This window comes from Trichloromonas sp., from assembly GCF_034006665.1.
Lineage (GTDB): Bacteria > Desulfobacterota > Desulfuromonadia > Desulfuromonadales > Trichloromonadaceae > Trichloromonas.
The window spans coordinates 1-17858 of sequence record NZ_JAVESI010000022.1; the positions used below are offsets into that span (position 1 = coordinate 1).

The 17858-nt window shown below is 57.3% G+C and carries 18 protein-coding genes; all 18 read right to left on the bottom strand.

Annotated features, from left to right (window positions below; all coding sequences use genetic code 11):
• A partial coding sequence (locus RBR25_RS09705; protein ID WP_432819400.1) for an uL14 family ribosomal protein occupies nucleotides 1–95 on the bottom strand: 95 nt, incomplete at its 3' end.
• Nucleotides 96–107: 12 nt separating this feature from the next.
• Nucleotides 108–374 (bottom strand): 30S ribosomal protein S17, encoded by a 267-nt coding sequence (rpsQ, locus tag RBR25_RS09710; protein WP_432819357.1) that lies wholly within the window; start codon nucleotides 372–374, stop codon nucleotides 108–110.
• Nucleotides 375–394: 20 nt separating this feature from the next.
• Complete coding sequence (rpmC, locus tag RBR25_RS09715; RefSeq protein WP_432819358.1) at nucleotides 395–583, bottom strand: 50S ribosomal protein L29; 189 nt, start codon at nucleotides 581–583, stop codon at nucleotides 395–397.
• Nucleotides 573–998, bottom strand: coding sequence for a 50S ribosomal protein L16 (gene rplP / locus RBR25_RS09720; protein WP_432819359.1), 426 nt, complete (start codon nucleotides 996–998; stop codon nucleotides 573–575). The genes rpmC and rplP overlap by 11 nt, the downstream gene beginning before the upstream one ends.
• 24 nt (nucleotides 999–1022) lie before the next feature.
• Nucleotides 1023–1661 carry a 30S ribosomal protein S3 gene (gene rpsC / locus RBR25_RS09725; protein ID WP_432819360.1) on the bottom strand — a complete coding sequence of 213 codons (639 nt, stop codon included), beginning with the start codon at nucleotides 1659–1661 and terminating at the stop codon, nucleotides 1023–1025.
• 19 nt (nucleotides 1662–1680) lie between these two features.
• Complete coding sequence (gene rplV / locus RBR25_RS09730; RefSeq protein ID WP_432819361.1) at nucleotides 1681–2013, bottom strand: 50S ribosomal protein L22; 333 nt, start codon at nucleotides 2011–2013, stop codon at nucleotides 1681–1683.
• A gap of 23 nt (nucleotides 2014–2036) precedes the next feature.
• A complete protein-coding gene (rpsS, locus tag RBR25_RS09735) occupies nucleotides 2037–2315 on the bottom strand; it encodes a 30S ribosomal protein S19 (protein ID WP_092054135.1) in 279 nt (92 codons plus the stop codon).
• 27 nt (nucleotides 2316–2342) lie between these two features.
• Complete coding sequence (gene rplB / locus RBR25_RS09740) at nucleotides 2343–3167, bottom strand: 50S ribosomal protein L2 (protein ID WP_432819362.1); 825 nt, start codon at nucleotides 3165–3167, stop codon at nucleotides 2343–2345.
• A gap of 32 nt (nucleotides 3168–3199) precedes the next feature.
• Nucleotides 3200–3487, bottom strand: a complete 288-nt coding sequence (locus RBR25_RS09745) for a 50S ribosomal protein L23 (protein ID WP_432819363.1) — start codon at nucleotides 3485–3487, stop codon at nucleotides 3200–3202.
• Entirely contained in the window at nucleotides 3484–4107 is a 624-nt protein-coding gene (gene rplD, locus RBR25_RS09750; protein ID WP_432819364.1) for a 50S ribosomal protein L4, read from the bottom strand. Before rplD ends, RBR25_RS09745 begins: the two co-directional genes overlap by 4 nt.
• Before the next feature lie 32 nt (nucleotides 4108–4139).
• A complete protein-coding gene (rplC, locus tag RBR25_RS09755; protein WP_432819365.1) occupies nucleotides 4140–4775 on the bottom strand; it encodes a 50S ribosomal protein L3 in 636 nt (211 codons plus the stop codon).
• Between the two features lie 29 nt (nucleotides 4776–4804).
• On the bottom strand, nucleotides 4805–5113 hold the full coding sequence (gene rpsJ, locus RBR25_RS09760) for a 30S ribosomal protein S10 (RefSeq protein ID WP_092054148.1): 309 nt from the start codon (nucleotides 5111–5113) through the stop codon (nucleotides 4805–4807).
• A gap of 13 nt (nucleotides 5114–5126) precedes the next feature.
• Nucleotides 5127–6317 carry an elongation factor Tu gene (tuf, locus tag RBR25_RS09765; RefSeq protein WP_432819366.1) on the bottom strand — a complete coding sequence of 397 codons (1191 nt, stop codon included), beginning with the start codon at nucleotides 6315–6317 and terminating at the stop codon, nucleotides 5127–5129.
• 12 nt (nucleotides 6318–6329) lie between these two features.
• Nucleotides 6330–8408, bottom strand: a complete 2079-nt coding sequence (gene fusA / locus RBR25_RS09770; RefSeq protein WP_432819367.1) for an elongation factor G — start codon at nucleotides 8406–8408, stop codon at nucleotides 6330–6332.
• A gap of 33 nt (nucleotides 8409–8441) precedes the next feature.
• Nucleotides 8442–8912 carry a 30S ribosomal protein S7 gene (gene rpsG, locus RBR25_RS09775; RefSeq protein ID WP_432819368.1) on the bottom strand — a complete coding sequence of 157 codons (471 nt, stop codon included), beginning with the start codon at nucleotides 8910–8912 and terminating at the stop codon, nucleotides 8442–8444.
• Nucleotides 8913–8934: 22 nt separating this feature from the next.
• Complete coding sequence (rpsL, locus tag RBR25_RS09780; RefSeq protein WP_432819369.1) at nucleotides 8935–9306, bottom strand: 30S ribosomal protein S12; 372 nt, start codon at nucleotides 9304–9306, stop codon at nucleotides 8935–8937.
• Nucleotides 9307–9466: 160 nt separating this feature from the next.
• Nucleotides 9467–13639, bottom strand: coding sequence for a DNA-directed RNA polymerase subunit beta' (rpoC, locus tag RBR25_RS09785; protein ID WP_432819370.1), 4173 nt, complete (start codon nucleotides 13637–13639; stop codon nucleotides 9467–9469).
• 102 nt (nucleotides 13640–13741) lie between these two features.
• Nucleotides 13742–17848: a DNA-directed RNA polymerase subunit beta gene (rpoB, locus tag RBR25_RS09790; protein WP_432819371.1), complete on the bottom strand. Its 4107-nt coding sequence runs from the start codon at nucleotides 17846–17848 to the stop codon at nucleotides 13742–13744.
• Nucleotides 17849–17858 lie beyond the last annotated feature (10 nt).

Genomic DNA, 17858 nt, shown 5'->3' on the forward strand with positions numbered 1-17858 from the left:
TATTTGCGTTTGGAGCCGCCGAGCACCTTGATGCAGCAGAGCTTCCGGGCGCCGGAATTGTCCGCGACATCAAGCATGGTCTGCATCTGGATCATGGCTTGTATCTCCTAAACGGTTACATGTTTTTCGAGGATTTCGCGGACTCTCCACCGCTTGTCGCGGGACAGCGGCCTGGTCTCCACGATAAGCACCTTGTCGCCGACGGCACAGTCGTTACGCTCGTCGTGTGCTTTGCAGGTAACCTTGCGCTTGATGTATTTCTTGTAAATAGGATGTTTTACCAGCTGATCGACCTTGACCACGACGGTCTTGTCCATCTTGTCGCTGACAACAACCCCAACCCGGGTCTTTCTGTTTCCACGTTCAGTCGTCATATCCGTCCTCGTACTCCCCATTATCCCTGTTTCTGCCGCAGCACGGTGTTAACCCGGGCAATATCCTTCTTGATCTGAGGAATCCGCGCGGTATTTTCCAGGTGTCCGGTATGCAACTGGAACCGCAGATTGAACAGCTCCTGGTTGAGTTCTTCCGATTTCTTACGCAGTTCCTCAAGGCTGAGGGCCACCATTTCACTAGCCTTCATTGACAATGTCCTCCCTCATCACGAACTTGGTCTTCATCGGGAGCTTATTGGCGGAAAGGCGGAAAGCTTCACGGGCCACATCCTCGGCAACCCCCTGCATCTCATAAAGCATCACTCCGGGCTTAACCACGGCCACCCAGCTGTCCGGGGAGCCCTTACCTTTACCCATACGGGTTTCGGCAGGCTTGCGGGTCAACGGCTTATCCGGAAAGACACGGATCCAGATCTTTCCGCCACGCTTGATATAACGGGTCATAGCCCGACGGGCAGCTTCAATCTGGCGAGACGACAACCAACCGCACTCAATGGCCTGCAGACCAAAGTCACCGAAATTCAATTCGGTACCACCCTTGGCGGCGCCTTTCATGCGCCCCTTGAATGTTTTTCTATGTTTAACCTTCTTGGGCATTAACATGGCTTGCTTACTCCTATTGCGATCTTATTGCTGTTCCCGCGCGAGAACCTCGCCCTTGAAGATAAGCACCTTGACACCGATGATGCCATAAGTGGTCTTCGCTTCGGCGAATCCATAATCGATATCGGCGCGAAGAGTATGCAGGGGAACACGCCCCTCGCGGTACCACTCGGTACGGCTCATCTCAGCGCCCCCCAGTCGTCCGCTACAGGTGATCTTGATCCCCTGCCCGCCGAACTTCAACGCCATGCTGACGCTTTTTTTCATCGCGCGACGAAAAGCGACCCGGCGCTCAAGTTGCAACGCCACGTTCTCCGCCACCAGCTGGGCATCGATTTCAGGTTTGCGAACTTCCTGAATATTGATGAAAACTTCCTTGTCGGTGAGTTTGGCCAGCTCTTTTTTGAGCGCCTCAACCTCGGAACCTTTTTTGCCGATGATGATACCGGGGCGAGCGGCGTAGATATTGATCTTCACCTTGTTCGCGGCGCGCTCCAGTTCGATCTTGGAAATACCGGCATGGTAGAGCCGCTTCTTAAGGTAATTCCGAAGCTTGACGTCTTCGTGAAGCAGCGCGGCGTAATCCGCCTCCGCATACCACCTGGATTCCCAGGTTTTGATCACTCCCAACCGAAATCCTACAGGATGTACTTTCTGGCCCAAACTATCACCTCCTTACAGTCTACTTTTCGTCGAGAATTACAGTAATGTGGCTCGTCGGCTTGCGGATCTTAGTGGCACGCCCCTGTGCCCGGGGCATGAAACGCTTGAGAACCGGACCTTGATCGACGCTGATATGCTTGATCATCAGACGGTCGACATCGGAAACACCCTTCTGTTCGGCATTAGCTACAGCCGAACTGACCAGTTTGCTGACGATGGCCGCGGCCTTTTGCGGAGAAAACTTGAGGATATTCAGGGCATCCTGAACACCTTTGCCGCGCACCATATCAACCACCAAGCGGGTTTTCTGAGGAGAAAGATGCGCGTAACTCAGTTTAGCTCTGGCTTCCATGAATGAAACTCCTATGCAGGATCTTATCTTTTCTTGCTTTTCTTGTCCGCGCCATGGCCGAAGTAAGTCCGGGTCGGGGCGAACTCGCCGAGTTTGTGGCCAACCATGTTTTCGGTCACGAAAACCGGGATGAACTTCTTGCCGTTATTCACGGCGAAGGTCAGGCCAACAAATTCAGGGACGATTGTGGAGCGCCGCGACCAGGTCTTGATGACCTTTTTATTGCTGGCGCCACCTTCAGCTTCAATTTTACGCAAAAGGCTTTCCTCGACGTACGGCCCCTTCTTGATTGATCTAGCCACTGCCTTCTCCTCTATCCCTAAGAAACGTTATTTCTTGCGCCGGCGAATGATGAACTTGTCGGTACGCTTGTTGGTCCGGGTCTTATAACCCTTGGTCGGAATACCCCAGGGGGTCACCGGATGACGGCCACCCGAGCTCTTGCCTTCGCCGCCACCATGGGGATGATCGACAGGGTTCATGGCGACGCCGCGGCTTTGCGGTCTCTTGCCCAGCCAGCGGTTGCGACCAGCCTTGCCGATCTGAATATTCTCATGTTCGAGGTTACCAACCTGACCAACCGTCGCGCAGCAATCCTGCAGCACCAGACGAACTTCACCGGAAGGCAGACGCAGCTGCGCGTATTTTCCTTCCTTGGCAGCGATCATTGCGTAGGTTCCGGCGCTGCGAGCGAGTTGGCCACCCTTGCCGACACGCAATTCAACATTGTGAACCCAGGTACCCAGGGGAATGGAACGAATGGTGAGGGCATTACCGGGCTTGATATCCGCCTGCTCACTCGCAACCAAGGTATCCCCAACAGAAATCCCGAGAGGTGCGATGATATAACGTTTCTCGCCGTCGGCATAGCTCAACAGGGCGATACGGGAGGAACGATTCGGATCGTATTCGATAGAAACGACCTTGGCCGGTATGTTCTTCTTGTCCCGCTTGAAGTCGATAATTCTGTACTTGCGCTTATGACCGCCCCCCGTGTGCCGCTTGGTGATTCGACCATAATTGTTGCGGCCACCGGAACGTTTCAGGGGCGCAACAAGGGACTTCTCGGGCGTAGAAGTCGTGATCTCCTCAAAAGAGGAAGAGGTCATGTTACGACGACCCGGCGAGGTCGGTTTAAACTTTTTGATCGCCATTATAGTTACTCCGTATCGCTTGATAACAAACCTTAGACACCGAAGAAGTCGATACTGCTTCCCTCTTCCAGGGTCACGTACGCCTTTTTCCAGTTCGACCGCTTGCCAAACTGCCGGCCAACGCGCTTGACCTTGCCAGCCACCAGTGAAGTATTGACGTTCTTCACCTTCACATCGAACGCTTTCTCAACGGCCTGCTTGATCTCGATCTTGTTGGCGCCAAGAGAAACTTCGAAAGCAACGACCTGTCCTACTTCCTTCTGCAGGCTGGTTTTCTCAGTAATCAACGGCTTCCTGATAATCTGATGCAGCGGTTTCATGACGCAAGCGCTCCTTCCAGCTGAGAAACGGCCCCTTCGGTGACGATCAGATGGGGGTACTTCATTACATCGTAGACATTCACCCCTTCGGCCCGAAGCACTTTGACGTTCGGGAGGTTCCGGGCGGAAAGTTCGAGATTTTTATTATCGCCGGAAACAACAACAAGAGCCTTGTCGAGTTCGAAACGCTTGAGAACCTCGGCAAAACTTTTCGTGCTGATCTTTTCCAGTTCGATGGTATTGAGCACCGTCAGTTTCTCTGCCTGAAAGCGGGCAGAAAGCGCACTGCGCAACGCCGCCTTCTTGACCTTGCGGTTGAGTTTGAAGGTGTAATCCCGGGGAGTGGGCCCAAAGGCCGCACCGCCACCCACATAGTGAGGGGCGCGGATACAGCCCTGGCGGGCATTGCCGGTACCCTTCTGCTTATACGGTTTTTTACCGCCGCCGGAAACCTCACTGCGGGTCTTGGTATCGGCTGTTCCTTGACGACGAGCCGCCAGTTGATAGCGAACCATATCGTGAATCAGGTAGCCGCGCACAACGTCGTTGAAGACCACGTCGGACAGTTCCCGCTGAGACACCTGATTTTTATGAATATCGTAGACAATAACGCTTGCCATGGTCTGTCTCCCACACCCTCACTTACATGAGGCTATTTTTTGGCTTTAATCCCTTTGCGAATCATGACCAGGCTGTTCTTGGCGCCGGGGATGGCCCCTTTCACGAGGATCAGATTCTTCTCAGGACGAACATCGACGATCTCGAGATTTTGCGTCGTAACCCGGACGTTGCCCATCTGACCGGCCATCTTTTTCCCCTTGAAAACCCGGGAAGGCCAGGCGCTGCAACCGATCGAGCCAGGGGCACGATGAAACTTCGAGCCATGACTGGAGCGTCCGCCGGCGAAATTCCAGCGCTTGATTACGCCCTGAAAGCCCTTGCCTTTGCTCGTTCCGGTCACGTCGACGATATCCCCGGCAGCGAAAACCTCACAATTGATCTCGTCACCAACGTTGAAATCGTCCACATTCTCAACCCGAAACTCGCGCAGATAAGCGAAGGCGCCCTTGCCGGCCTTTTTGAAATGGCCCATGGCAGGACGATTGACACGGTGCGCCGCGCGGGGGGCAAAACCCACCTGAAGAGCATTGTAACCATCGCTGGCCATGGTTTTCTTCTGCACGACCACGCAGGGGCCAGCCTCGACGACCGTCACCGGGACGCGCCGACCATCGATGGCGAAAATCTGGGACATCCCCAGCTTCTTACCCAAGATTCCCTGTATCATTGCATGTACCCTTACCTTTAATAAGTTGCCTAGAGCTTGATTTCCACGTCGACGCCGGCGGACAAGTCAAGCTTCATCAGGGCATCCACGGTCTGCTGTGTCGGCTCGAGAATATCGAGAAGGCGCTTGTGCGTACGCATTTCGAACTGCTCGCGGCTCTTCTTGTCGACATGGGGGCCACGCAGCACGCAGTATTTGTTGATAATGGTCGGCAACGGCACCGGTCCGGCGACCCGGGCGCCCGTGCGCTTAGCGGTATCGACGATCTCATTTACGGAAAGATCGAGCAGCTTATGGTCATAAGCCTTCAAACGGATTCTGATCTTTTGGCTCGGCATGTGTTTTATCCTCTTAAGCTATAATCTCGCTGACAACACCGGCGCCGACGGTACGGCCGCCTTCGCGAATGGCGAAACGGAGTTCCTTGTCCATGGCAATCGGAGTGATCAGCTCGACGGTCATGGCGATGTTGTCGCCAGGCATGACCATTTCTACGCCCTCGGGCAACTCCACGATCCCGGTCACGTCCGTCGTCCGGAAATAGAACTGGGGACGGTAGCCTTTGAAAAACGGGGTGTGACGCCCGCCTTCTTCCTTGGTCAGGATGTAGGCTTCGGCCTTGAACTTGGTGTGCGGGGTGATGCTTCCGGGCTTGGCCAAAACCTGGCCGCGCTCGATATCTTCGCGCTTGATCCCGCGCAACAGGATCCCGACGTTGTCGCCGGCCTGACCCTGATCGAGCAGCTTGCGGAACATCTCGACGCCGGTGACGACGCTTTTCTGGGTCGCCTTCATCCCGACGATCTCGACCTCTTCCTGGACCTTGATCACGCCCCGCTCGACCCGGCCAGTGGCGACGGTGCCGCGTCCGGAGATGGAGAAGACGTCTTCGACCGGCATCAGGAAGGGTTTGTCAATGGCACGCTCGGGCTCGGGGATGTAGCTGTCGACGGCGGCCATCAGCTCGAGAACCTTGTTCTTGCCGATTTCGTCGTCACGCCCTTCGAGGGCGGCCAAGGCGCTGCCGGCAATGATCGGGATGTCGTCGCCGGGGAAGTCGTAGGAGGAGAGCAGCTCGCGCAGCTCCAGCTCGACCAGTTCCATCAGCTCGGCGTCGTCGACCATGTCGGCCTTGTTGAGGAAAACGACCATGGCGGGCACCCCGACCTGACGGGCAAGCAGGATGTGCTCACGGGTCTGCGGCATGGGGCCGTCGGCGGCCGAACAGACCAGGATCGCGCCGTCCATCTGCGCCGCACCGGTGATCATGTTCTTGACGTAGTCGGCGTGGCCCGGGCAGTCAACATGGGCATAGTGACGCTTGGCGGTCTCGTATTCGACGTGGGAGGTGGCGATGGTGATGCCGCGCTCGCGCTCCTCGGGAGCGTTGTCGATCTGGTCGAAGCCCTTGAACTCGGCGCCGCCCTGCTCGGCCAGAACCTTGGTGATGGCGGCGGTCAGAGTGGTCTTGCCATGGTCGACGTGACCGATGGTCCCGATGTTGACATGGGGCTTGGTTCTTTCAAATTTGGCTTTGGACATGATGTCTCTCCTTTACCCCTTGGCCTTGGCGACAATTTCCTCGGAGATCGCTTTCGGCACCTGCTCGTAATGATCAAAGACCATGGTATATGTAGCGCGGCCCTGGGTGGCGCTACGCAAATCCGTTGCATAACCGAACATATTGGCCAGAGGAACATGAGAATTGATAACCTGGGCCCCGCCCCGGGATTCCATCCCCATGATCCGGCCACGACGGCTGTTCAGGTCGCCCATAACATCCCCCATATAATCCTCGGGAACGACGACTTCGACCTTCATGATCGGCTCAAGCAGGACCGGACCAGCCTTGGCGGCACCCTCCTTGAAACCCATGGAGCCGGCAATCTTGAACGCCATCTCTGAGGAGTCGACATCATGATAGGAACCGTCGAAACAGGACACCTTGACGTCGACGATGGGGAAGCCGGCGAGCACACCCAATTCCGAGGCTTCTTCGGCCCCCTTGCCGACAGCGGGAATGTATTCCTTGGGAATAACGCCACCCTTGATCTCGTCGACGAAGGTGAAACCGGCACCGGGCTCCTGCGGCTCGATGCGCAGCCAGCAGTCGCCGTACTGACCACGACCACCAGACTGACGAACGAACTTGCCTTGAACTTCGACCTTCTTGGTGATGGTTTCTCGATAGGCGACCTGAGGAGCGCCGACGTTGCACTCAACCTTGAATTCCCGCTTCATGCGATCAATGATGATCTCGAGATGCAACTCGCCCATCCCCGAAAGGATGGTCTGACCCGTTTCTTCATCGGTACGGCAACGCAAGGAAGGGTCTTCCTGCAGCAGCTTGCCAAGCGCCACGCCCATCTTCTCCTGGTCACCCTTAGTCTTGGGCTCAACGGCGATATGGATAACCGGCTCGGGAAACTCCATGGACTCAAGCAGACATACCGACTTCTCATCACAGAGAGTATCGCCGGTAGTGGTATATTTCAGACCAACGGCGGCAGCAATATCACCGGAGTAGACCTCCTTGATCTCCTCGCGCTTGTTCGCGTGCATCTTGAGAAGACGACCGAAACGTTCCTTCTTCCCCTTGGTGGCGTTCACCACCGAAGCACCCGACTCGGCTACCCCGGAATAGACCCGAAAAAAAGTCAGCTGGCCGACAAAGGGGTCGGTCATGATCTTGAACGCCAAGGCGGAGAAAGGACCATTATCGTCGGCCGGACGGGTAATTTCTTCCTGACTGGAGGGATCTAGTCCCTTGATCGGAGGAACGTCGGTAGGAGCGGGCATATAATCGACCACCGCGTCCAGCAGATTCTGCACCCCCTTGTTCTTGAAAGCGCTGCCACAAAGAACGGGATTGATATGCAACTGCATGGTCGCACGGCGAATGCCGGCCTTGATCTCGGCAACAGTCAATTCCTCGCCGCCCAGATATTTCTCCATCAAGGCATCATCGTGGGAGCAGACCTCCTCCAGCATGGCCTCGCGAGCGGCGGCGACATCGTCGACCATTTCGGCAGGGATCTCGATTTCTTCGAAGCTCTGCCCCTGAGTCTCGTCACGCCAGACCAGAGCACGCATCTCGACCAGGTCAACGAGCCCCTTGAAATAATCTTCTTTACCAATGGGAAGCTGAAGCGGCACCGGGTTGGCGCCAAGGCGGTCCCGCATCATCTGCACACCCCGACCGAAGTCGGCGCCGATGCGGTCCATTTTATTGATGAAGGCAATACGGGGAACCCCATACTTGTCGGCCTGGCGCCATACCGTCTCGGACTGGGGCTCAACACCCCCGACCGAACAGAACACCGCCACCGCGCCGTCAAGAACACGCAAAGAACGCTCCACCTCGATAGTGAAGTCGACGTGCCCCGGGGTATCGATGATATTGACTCGGTGATCTTTCCAAAAACAGGTAGTCGCCGCGGAAGTAATTGTAATTCCACGCTCTTGCTCTTGGGCCATCCAGTCCATGGTGGCTGCGCCGTCATGAACCTCACCGAGCTTGTGAGAAATTCCGGTGTAAAACAGAATGCGTTCGGTCGTCGTCGTCTTACCGGCATCGATATGGGCCATGATGCCGATATTACGGGTTTTGGAAAGGGGTACTAAACGTGCCACAACTATCTTGCCTCCACAGGGGACTCTTTATGTTTACCAGCGGTAGTGAGCGAAAGCCTTGTTGGCTTCGGCCATCCGATGGGTATCTTCCTTCTTCTTCACCGAAGCGCCGCGATTGTTAGCCGCGTCGAGAAACTCGCCGGCCAGACGCTCCTGCATAGTTTTCTCGCCACGAGCGCCGGCATAGCCGGAGATCCAGCGAATCGCCAAGGCATTGCGACGATCGGCACGAACTTCGACCGGAACCTGATAGGTCGAGCCGCCCACCCGACGGGACTTCACTTCCAGCACCGGACGAACATTGTCGATCGCCTTCTTGAACACCTCCAGAGGATCTTCCCCGGACCGACTGGCAACGATATCAAAAGCCCCATAAACGATCCGCTCCGCCGTGCTTTTCTTGCCATCCTGCATGATGCAGTTCATGAACTTGGCAACCAGCCGGTCGTGATATTTGGGATCGGGAAGGATGACCCGCTTGGCAACTTCTCTTCTTCTCGGCATAACGTCCTCTCAGTGCTTTGCTTTATTTAGGCCGCTTGGCCCCATACTTGGAACGACTCTGCATCCGTCCCTTGACCCCGGCCAGATCGAGCGTGCCGCGAACGATATGATAACGCACACCCGGCAAGTCCTTGACACGGCCGCCGCGGATCAGCACCACGGAGTGCTCTTGGAGGTTGTGTCCGACGCCGGGGATATAGGAAGTCACGACGATTCCATTGGTCAGGCGCACACGGGCAACCTTACGCAACGCCGAGTTAGGCTTTTTGGGGGTCGTCGTATAGACACGCGTACACACGCCACGCTTCTGAGGGTTCCCCTTCAGCGCCGGCGACGCGGACTTTCTTTCCTTTTTTTCACGTCCCTTGCGGATCAACTGATTGATAGTCGGCATCTACTTACTCCCGAAATCGCATATTCTGTCGTTAAAAGAGCGTTTACAGCGGATTTTCCCATGAGGGGAAAAACCCGCAGACCTTATCAATCCGCCCGGCCGATGTCAAGGCTTTTTATTTTTTTTTCAGCCTTTCCGGCCGGGCGGTATTTGTGTGCGGTTATTTTTCGGATTTTGCCGGTTCTTCCACCAACTCTTCGTCATCGTCAATGACTTCTTCCTGGTAGGTTTCCACCACCTCGACCGGTTCCTCAATGAAGAGCTTGGCGCTGCGGTATTTGGAAACACCGGTTCCCGCCGGAATCAGACGGCCCATAATGACGTTCTCCTTGAGCCCGCGCAGGAAGTCGATCTTCCCTTCGATAGCCGCCTGGGTCAAAACCTTGGTGGTTTCCTGGAAAGAAGCCGCCGAGATGAAGGACTCGGTGGAGAGGGAGGCTTTGGTGATACCAAGCATCAGCGGTTCGCCGATGGCGGGATTTTTACCCTCGGCCAGCACCCGTTGGTTTTCTTCCTCGAACTCCCAGCGCTCCACCTGATCGTCGAGCAGGAAACGGGTATCCCCGACCTCCTTGATACGCACGCGGCGCAACATCTGGCGAACAATGGTCTCGATGTGCTTGTCGTTGATCTTGACGCCCTGCAGGCGGTAAACCTCCTGGACTTCATCAACCAGATATTTGGACAGTTCCTTCTCCCCAAGAACCCGAAGGATGTCGTGGGGGTTACTGGAGCCGTCCATGAGTGCCTCACCGGCACGCACGTGATCCCCTTCGTGGACGCTGATATGCTTGCCCTTGGCGATGAGGTATTCCTTCGGCTCGCCGACCTCCGGGGTGACGACAACCTTACGCTTGCCCTTGGAGTCCTTGCCGAAAGAAACCTCCCCGTCGATCTCAGAAATAACGGCAAACTCCTTCGGTTTACGGGCTTCAAAGAGTTCGGCGACACGCGGCAGACCACCGGTAATGTCCTTGGTTTTGGTCGTTTCCCGGGGAATCTTGGCAATAATGTCACCGGCGGTGACGATATCATCCTCGGCGACCACGATGTTCGCCCCGACCGGCAGCATATAGCGGGCGGCGGCGCCGTTGGGCAGTTTGGCGGTTTTGCCTTCCTCATCCTTCAGGGTGATGCGCGGCCGCTTATCCGCCCCCTTGGTCTCGATGATGACCTTCCGAGTCAGACCGGTAACGTCGTCGAGCTGTTCCTCCATGGTGACGTTTTCGAGGATATCACCGAACCGGACCCGGCCGCCGATTTCGGTGAGAATCGGCATGGTGTAGGGATCCCACTCGGCAAGCAGCGATCCCGCCTTGACTTCCCCTTCGGGAGCAACGCGCAAGCGGGCGCCATAGACCACACCGTAACGTTCGCGTTCACGGCCGGTCTCATCGACCACGGCAATCTCGCCGTTCCGATTCATGACGACGTGATACCCGGATTTATCGACGACGGTGTTCAAGTTGATGTAGCGCAACAGACCATCGAAGCGGGCTTCAAGGGAGGTCTGCTCGGCGCGCCGGGAAGCGGTACCGCCGATGTGGAAGGTACGCATGGTCAGCTGGGTGCCCGGCTCTCCGATGGACTGGGCGGCAATGACACCGACCGCCTCGCCGAGGTTGACCATGTGCCCTCGAGCCAGGTCGCGACCGTAGCAGGCGGCGCAGATCCCCCGTCGGCTCTGACAGGTGAGAACCGAGCGGATGCGCAGTTTTTCAATCCCGGCATTCTCAATTTTTTCCACCAAGGTCTCGTCGATCTCTTGGTTGGCTTCGACTAGGACTTCGGAGGTCACCGGATCGAGAACGTCCTCCAGCGCGGTACGCCCGAGAATCCGGTCGCCAAGATGCTCGATGACCTCCCCTCCCTCAGTGAGGGAGGAGACGAGAATGCCGTCAAAGGTGCCGCAATCCTGCTCGGTGATGATGGCATCCTGAGCCACGTCGACCAGGCGCCGGGTGAGATAACCGGAGTTGGCGGTCTTCAGAGCGGTGTCGGCCAGACCTTTGCGGGCGCCGTGGGTCGAAATGAAGTACTGGAGCACCGTCAACCCCTCGCGGAAGTTGGCGGTAATCGGCGTCTCGATAATTTCGCCGGAAGGCTTGGCCATCAGACCGCGCATCCCGGCCAACTGGCGGATCTGCTGGGCACTGCCGCGGGCCCCCGAATCGGCCATCATGTGGATGGCGTTGAAGGAGGGAACCTTGACCTGCTCTCCGGTTTCTTCATTGGTGAGCAGGTCGACGGAGAGGTTGCCAAGCATGGTCTGAGCGATATCCTCGGTACACTTTGCCCAAATATCGATGACCTTATTGTAACGCTCGCCGTCCGTGATCAGACCTTCCGTATATTGCTGCTGGATCTCCCGTACCTCATCGACGGCAGCATCGATGTACTTCTGCTTGGTGGTCGGAATGACCATGTCGTCGAGGCAGATGGAGACCCCGGCGAGGGTCGAGAAACGGTAGCCGGTCTCCTTCAGGCGATCAGCGAGGATGACCGTCTCCTTGTTGCCGGCAAGGCGGAAAGCGACGTCGATCAACTCGGCAACCTGTTTTTTACCCATGACCCGGTTGATGGAGGAGAAGGGGATGACGTCGGGGACGATCTCCCTCAGCAACACCCGACCGACCGTGGTTTCAACCAGCGTCGGAGCCCCTCCCCGCTCGACCGTCATGCGTGCCTTGATCTTGGCCTGGAGGTCAGCTTCTCCGGCATCATAGGCGATGCGCACCTCTTCCGGAGAGGCGAAGATCTTGTTCTCCCCCTTGACGAAAGCGCGATCGCGGGTCATGTAGTAAAGCCCTAGGACCATGTCCTGGGAGGGAACGATGATCGGCTTGCCGTTGGCTGGGGAGAGGATGTTGTTGGTCGACATCATCAACACCCGCGCCTCGATCTGGCTTTCGATGGAGAGGGGCAGATGCACCGCCATCTGGTCGCCGTCGAAGTCGGCGTTGAAGGCGGTACAGACCAAGGGGTGGAGCTGAATCGCCTTGCCCTCGATAAGCACCGGTTCAAAGGCCTGGATGCCGAGGCGATGCAAGGTCGGCGCACGGTTGAGCATCACCGGATGCTCCTTGATAACTTCCTCGAGCACGTCCCAGACCTCGGGCTTCTCCTTCTCCACCATCTTCTTGGCGCTCTTGATGGTAGTGCAGTAGCCCCGCTCCTCCAGCTTGTTGTAGATAAAGGGTTTGAAGAGTTCGAGAGCCATTTTCTTCGGTAGGCCGCACTGATGCAGCTTAAGCTCGGGACCAACGACAATGACTGAACGCCCCGAGTAATCGACACGCTTACCGAGCAGGTTCTGCCGGAAGCGGCCACCCTTGCCCTTGAGCATGTCGGAAAGGGACTTCAGGGGGCGTTTGTTGGGGCCGGTGATGGCCCGTCCGCGACGACCGTTGTCGAAGAGGGCGTCCACCGACTCCTGCAGCATGCGCTTTTCATTGCGAATGATGACTTCCGGTGCGCGCAGTTCCATCAGCCGCTTGAGTCGATTGTTGCGGTTGATGACCCGGCGATAGAGATCATTCAGATCCGAGGTGGCGAAACGACCGCCATCCAAGGGCACCAGCGGGCGCAGCTCGGGAGGAAGCACCGGGATGGTTTCGAGGATCATCCACTCGGGACGGTTACCACTCTGTTTGAAGGCCTCGACGACCTTGAGCCGCTTGGAGACCTTCTTGCGCTTGGCCTCGCTGGTGGCGTCTCGCATTTCGTTGCGCAACTGCTCGGAAAGCTCGTCGAGGTTGATGGCTTCGAGCAGATCGCGGATCGCCTCGGCGCCCATGCCGGCGGTGAACTGGCCGGCAAACCCGTCCATGGCTTCGCGATACTTCTCCTCGCTGAGAATCTGTCCGTTCTCCAACGGGGAATCCCCCTTGTCGAGGACGATGTAAGCCTCGAAATAGAGGATGCGCTCGACCTCTTTCAAGGTCAGGTCGAGCAGGGTCGAAATCCGCGAGGGGAGGGATTTGAGAAACCAGATATGCGCCACCGGGCAGGCCAAGTCAATGTGACCGAGACGCTCGCGTCGCACCTTGCTCGGAATGACCTCGACCCCGCACTTCTCGCAGACGATGCCGCGATGCTTCATGCGCTTGTATTTGCCGCAGTTACACTCGTAGTCCTTGGTCGGCCCGAAAATCTTGGCGCAGAACAGGCCGTCCCGTTCTGGCTTGAACGTCCGATAGTTGATCGTCTCCGGCTTCTTGACTTCGCCAAAGGAGCGTTCGCGGATCTTCTCCGGCGACGCCAGGGAGAGCCGGATCGCGTTGAAGTTGAGGGGATCCTTCGGCCGCTCGAATAGACTGAAGATATCTTCCAAAACGCATCCTCCTTGTGGGATGGTGGTTGGTTTAAGCTGAACTGCACCCGACACAATCACCGGTCCCCGCACCACGCGGCCGGGGACCGGAAAATACCGGGGTTAATCCTCTTCTTCCAGAAGCTCCACGTCCAGACAGAGCGACTGGAGTTCCTTGACCAGCACGTTGAAGGACTCGGGCAGGCCGGCTTCCAAGGTGTGTTTGCCCTTGACGATCGCCTCGTACATACGCGTGCGACCGGCAACGTCGTCCGACTTGACGGTAAGGAATTCCTGGAGGGCGTGAGCCGCGCCGTAGGCTTCCAGAGCCCAGACCTCCATCTCGCCGAGACGCTGACCGCCGAACTGGGCCTTGCCCCCCAGCGGTTGCTGGGTGACCAGGCTGTAGGGGCCGATGCTGCGGGCATGAATCTTGTCGTCGACCAGGTGATGCAGTTTGAGCATATACATGATGCCGACGGTGACCTTCTCCTTGAAGGGCACGCCGGTCTTGCCGCTATAAAGGGTCATCTGGCCGCTGGTGGGGAACCCGGCGCGGGCCATCTCGTTCGTCATCTTCTCCTCCGGTACCCCTTCGAAAACCGGAGAAGCCATGGGCACCCCATGGGAAAGGCGCTTGGCTAAGGCCAGAGTGTCCTCATCACAGAGGCCATCGATGAAGCCGTCCAACTCGGGATCGCCGTAGATGTCCTTGACCTTGGCCTTAATCGCGGCGGGATTAAACTGCTTGTCCAGAATCTCCTGGATCTGCAAGCCGAGACCACGGGCCGCCAGGCCGAGGTGGGTTTCAAGAATCTGACCGACGTTCATACGGGAGGGAACGCCCAGGGGATTGAGCACAATTTCCACCGGCGTACCATCAGCCATGTAGGGCATGTCCTCCACCGGCAGGATACGGGAAAGGACACCTTTGTTACCGTGGCGGCCAGCCATCTTGTCCCCGACCTGAAGCTTGCGCTTGATGGCGACGTAGACCTTAACCATCTTGATCACCCCCGGGGGCAGGTCGTCGCCGCGCTTAAGCTTTTCAATCTTGTCGGAGAAAACTCCCTTGATCAGCTCCTCGCGATCGGCCAGGCGGACGAAGAGATTGGCGACCTTCTCCTCGGCGTCGCCTTCCCCGGCCAGGGAGATCTCCCGCCACTGGCGGAAGGGAACCTTGGCGAGGAGTTCGGCGGTAATCTTCTTGCCCTTGGCGAGCAGAACCTGACCGGCATCGTCGCTGATCTCCACCGCCGAGGTCTGACCGACCAGCAGATTCTTCAGCTTACCCCTGGCGGAATCGCGAATGATGGCGATCTCGTCATTCTGGTCTTTGAGCAGTTTGTCGATCTCGGTCTTTTCAATGAACTCGGTGCGGCTGTCCTTGTCCGCCCCCTTGCGGGAAAAGACCCGGGCGCCGATAACCACACCCTCAACTCCCGGGGGAACCCGCAACGAGGTGTCACGAACATCACCGGCCTTCTCGCCGAAGATGGCGCGCAACAGCTTTTCCTCGGGGGAAAGCTGGGTTTCCCCTTTCGGGGTGATCTTGCCAACCAGGATATCTCCGGGCTTGACTTCAGCGCCGATGCGGATAATGCCGCTTTCGTCAAGATCGGCCAGGGCGTCCTCGCCGAGGTTGGGAATATCGTCGGTGATCTCTTCCTTGCCAAGCTTGGTGTCCCGGGCGACGCACTCGAACTCCTCGATATGGATCGAGGTGTAGCGGTCTTCCTTGACCAGCTTCTCGGAAATCAGAATCGAGTCCTCGAAGTTGTAGCCTTCCCAGGGCATGAAGGCGACCAGCACGTTCTGGCCGAGGGCCAGTTCGCCCCACTGGGTGGAAGGGCCGTCGGCGATCATTTCACCGCGCTTGACCTTGTCCCCGATCTTGACGATCGGCTTCTGGTTGAGACACGTATTCTGGTTGGAACGGGCAAACTTGATCAAGGTGTAGATATCCACGCCGGTGCCGGACTCGTCCACCTCATCCTCGTCGATCTTGACGACGATGCGGGCGGCGTCAACACTTTCCACCACGCCGTTGTGGCGGGCGACGACCGCCGCGCCCGAGTCGTGAGCGACGATGCGTTCCATGCCGGTACCGACCAGAGGGGCATCGGCGCGAAGCAGAGGCACGGCCTGGCGCTGCATGTTCGAACCCATCAGCGCCCGGTTGGCGTCGTCATTTTCGAGGAAGGGAATGAGCGCTGCCGCGACCGAGACCAGCTGCTTGGGCGAGACGTCCATCAGCTCAATATCTTCTCGGATCATGAGCATGAACTCGCCGTTCTTGCGGGCGTTGACCATCTCGTTGACGAAGGTGCCGTCCTCGTTGAGCGGCGCGTTGGCCTGGGCAATGGCGTGACCTTCCTCTTCGAGTGCGGAGAAATATTTGATCTCCTTGGTCACCACTCCATCCTTGACGAGACGATAGGGCGTTTCCACAAAACCGTGCTCGTTGATCCGCGCATAGGTCGACAGCGATGCGATCAGACCGATGTTCGGGCCCTCCGGCGTCTCGATCGGGCAGACCCGGCCATAGTGGGTGGGATGCACATCGCGGACCTCGAAACCGGCCCGCTCCCGGGTCAAACCACCGGGGCCCAGAGCGGAAAGACGACGCTTGTGGGTAATCTCCGACAGGGGATTGGTCTGATCCATGAACTGGGAGAGCTGGCTCGATCCGAAGAACTCCTTGACCACGGCGGAAACCGGCTTGGAGTTGATCAGGTCGTGGGGCATCAGGCTGTCCACTTCCTGCAGGCTCATGCGTTCCTTGATCGCCCGTTCCATGCGAACCAGGCCGACCCGGTACTGATTCTCCAACAGTTCGCCGACCGCTCGCACCCGGCGGTTACCAAGGTGGTCGATATCGTCGATGGCGCCCTTGCCGTTGCGCAGGTCAATAAGGTAACGCACCACTTCGAGGATGTCCTCGTTGGTCAGCGTGGTGTGCTCCAAGGGCGTTTCAAGACCCAGTTTGTAGTTGAGTTTGAGGCGGCCAACGGCGGAGAGATCGTAACGCTCGGCATTAAAAAAGAGGCTTTCAAAGAGCGCCTTGGCACTGCGCACCGTCGGCGGATCGCCGGGGCGCAACCGCCGGTAGATCTCGATCATCGCCTCTTCGGCGGTAGCGATCTTGTCCTGGAGCAAGGTCTCGCGCAGATAGGGACCGACATAAAGGTTATCGATGAAGAGGACCTTGAATTCGCCGATGCCGAGTTCGCGGAGCTTCTCCAGACGCTCGACGGTGATTTCCTCGTTGCATTCAATGACCACTTCGCCGGTATTGATGTCGACGATATCGGTCGAGGTGATCTTGCCGACGACATCTTCCTGAGTGACCTGAATGAACTCGATCTGCTTTTCGGTAATCTTCCTGACCGCCGCCTTGGTGAATTTGCGGTTGGCCTTGACAAGCACTTCGCCGTCGGGAGCAACCACATCGAAAGGCGCCCGCTGGCCGAGGAGCAGGGCCGGGTTGGCGCGCTTCTTGAAATTTTCGCCGTCAAGGATGATCTCCTCGACATCGTAGAAGTAGTTGAGCAGTTCCTCGGCGCTGTAACCAAGGGCCTTGAGGAGCACCGTGGCCGGCAATTTGCGTCGCCGATCGATGCGCACGTAGAGGATATCTTTATGATCAAAGTCGAAGTCGAGCCAGGATCCTCGGTAGGGAATGACCCGCGCGCTGTAGAGGATCTTGCCGCTCGAATGCGTCTTTCCTTTGTCATGGTCGAAAAAAACGCCCGGCGAACGGTGCAACTGGCTGACGATGACCCGTTCCGTCCCGTTGATAATGAAAGTGCCGTTTTCCGTCATGAGCGGGATTTCGCCGAAATAGACTTCCTGCTCCTTGATGTCGCGGATCGACTGGACCCCGGAATCCTTGTCCACGTCCCAAGAAACCAGGCGAACCCGGACCTTGACCGGTGAAGCGAAGGTCATGCCGCGCTGATGACACTCGTCGACATCATACTTGGGAACACCCAACGCGTAGGAGACATACTCGAGGGAACAGGTCTCGCTGAAATCACGAATGGGGAAAACCGAGCGGAACACGGCCTCAAGGCCGATGTTCTGCCGCGCCGAAGGAGGCAACTCCGCCTGAAGAAAACGCTTATAGGAATTTTTCTGGATATCGATCAGGTTGGGAATATCGATAATCCGCTGAACTTCAGCGAAATGTTTCCTCAGAAGCTGGTTATTCGCGATCGAATAAGCCATGGAATCTCCT

Coding starts and splice junctions, on each gene's coding strand:
- rplC (WP_432819365.1), bottom strand. CDS start 4,775: ATGATACAGGGAATCTTGGGTAAGAAGCTGGGGATGTCCCAGATTTTC.
- rplD (WP_432819364.1), bottom strand. CDS start 4,107: ATGGCAAGCGTTATTGTCTACGATATTCATAAAAATCAGGTGTCTCAG.
- RBR25_RS09745 (WP_432819363.1), bottom strand. CDS start 3,487: ATGAAACCGCTGCATCAGATTATCAGGAAGCCGTTGATTACTGAGAAA.
- rpsL (WP_432819369.1), bottom strand. CDS start 9,306: ATGCCGACTATCAATCAGTTGATCCGCAAGGGACGTGAAAAAAAGGAA.
- rpsQ (WP_432819357.1), bottom strand. CDS start 374: ATGACGACTGAACGTGGAAACAGAAAGACCCGGGTTGGGGTTGTTGTC.
- rpmC (WP_432819358.1), bottom strand. CDS start 583: ATGAAGGCTAGTGAAATGGTGGCCCTCAGCCTTGAGGAACTGCGTAAG.
- rpsJ (WP_092054148.1), bottom strand. CDS start 5,113: ATGCCGAGCCAAAAGATCAGAATCCGTTTGAAGGCTTATGACCATAAG.
- tuf (WP_432819366.1), bottom strand. CDS start 6,317: ATGTCCAAAGCCAAATTTGAAAGAACCAAGCCCCATGTCAACATCGGG.
- rplP (WP_432819359.1), bottom strand. CDS start 998: ATGTTAATGCCCAAGAAGGTTAAACATAGAAAAACATTCAAGGGGCGC.
- rplB (WP_432819362.1), bottom strand. CDS start 3,167: ATGGCGATCAAAAAGTTTAAACCGACCTCGCCGGGTCGTCGTAACATG.
- rpoB (WP_432819371.1), bottom strand. CDS start 17,848: ATGGCTTATTCGATCGCGAATAACCAGCTTCTGAGGAAACATTTCGCT.
- rpsG (WP_432819368.1), bottom strand. CDS start 8,912: ATGCCGAGAAGAAGAGAAGTTGCCAAGCGGGTCATCCTTCCCGATCCC.
- rplV (WP_432819361.1), bottom strand. CDS start 2,013: ATGGAAGCCAGAGCTAAACTGAGTTACGCGCATCTTTCTCCTCAGAAA.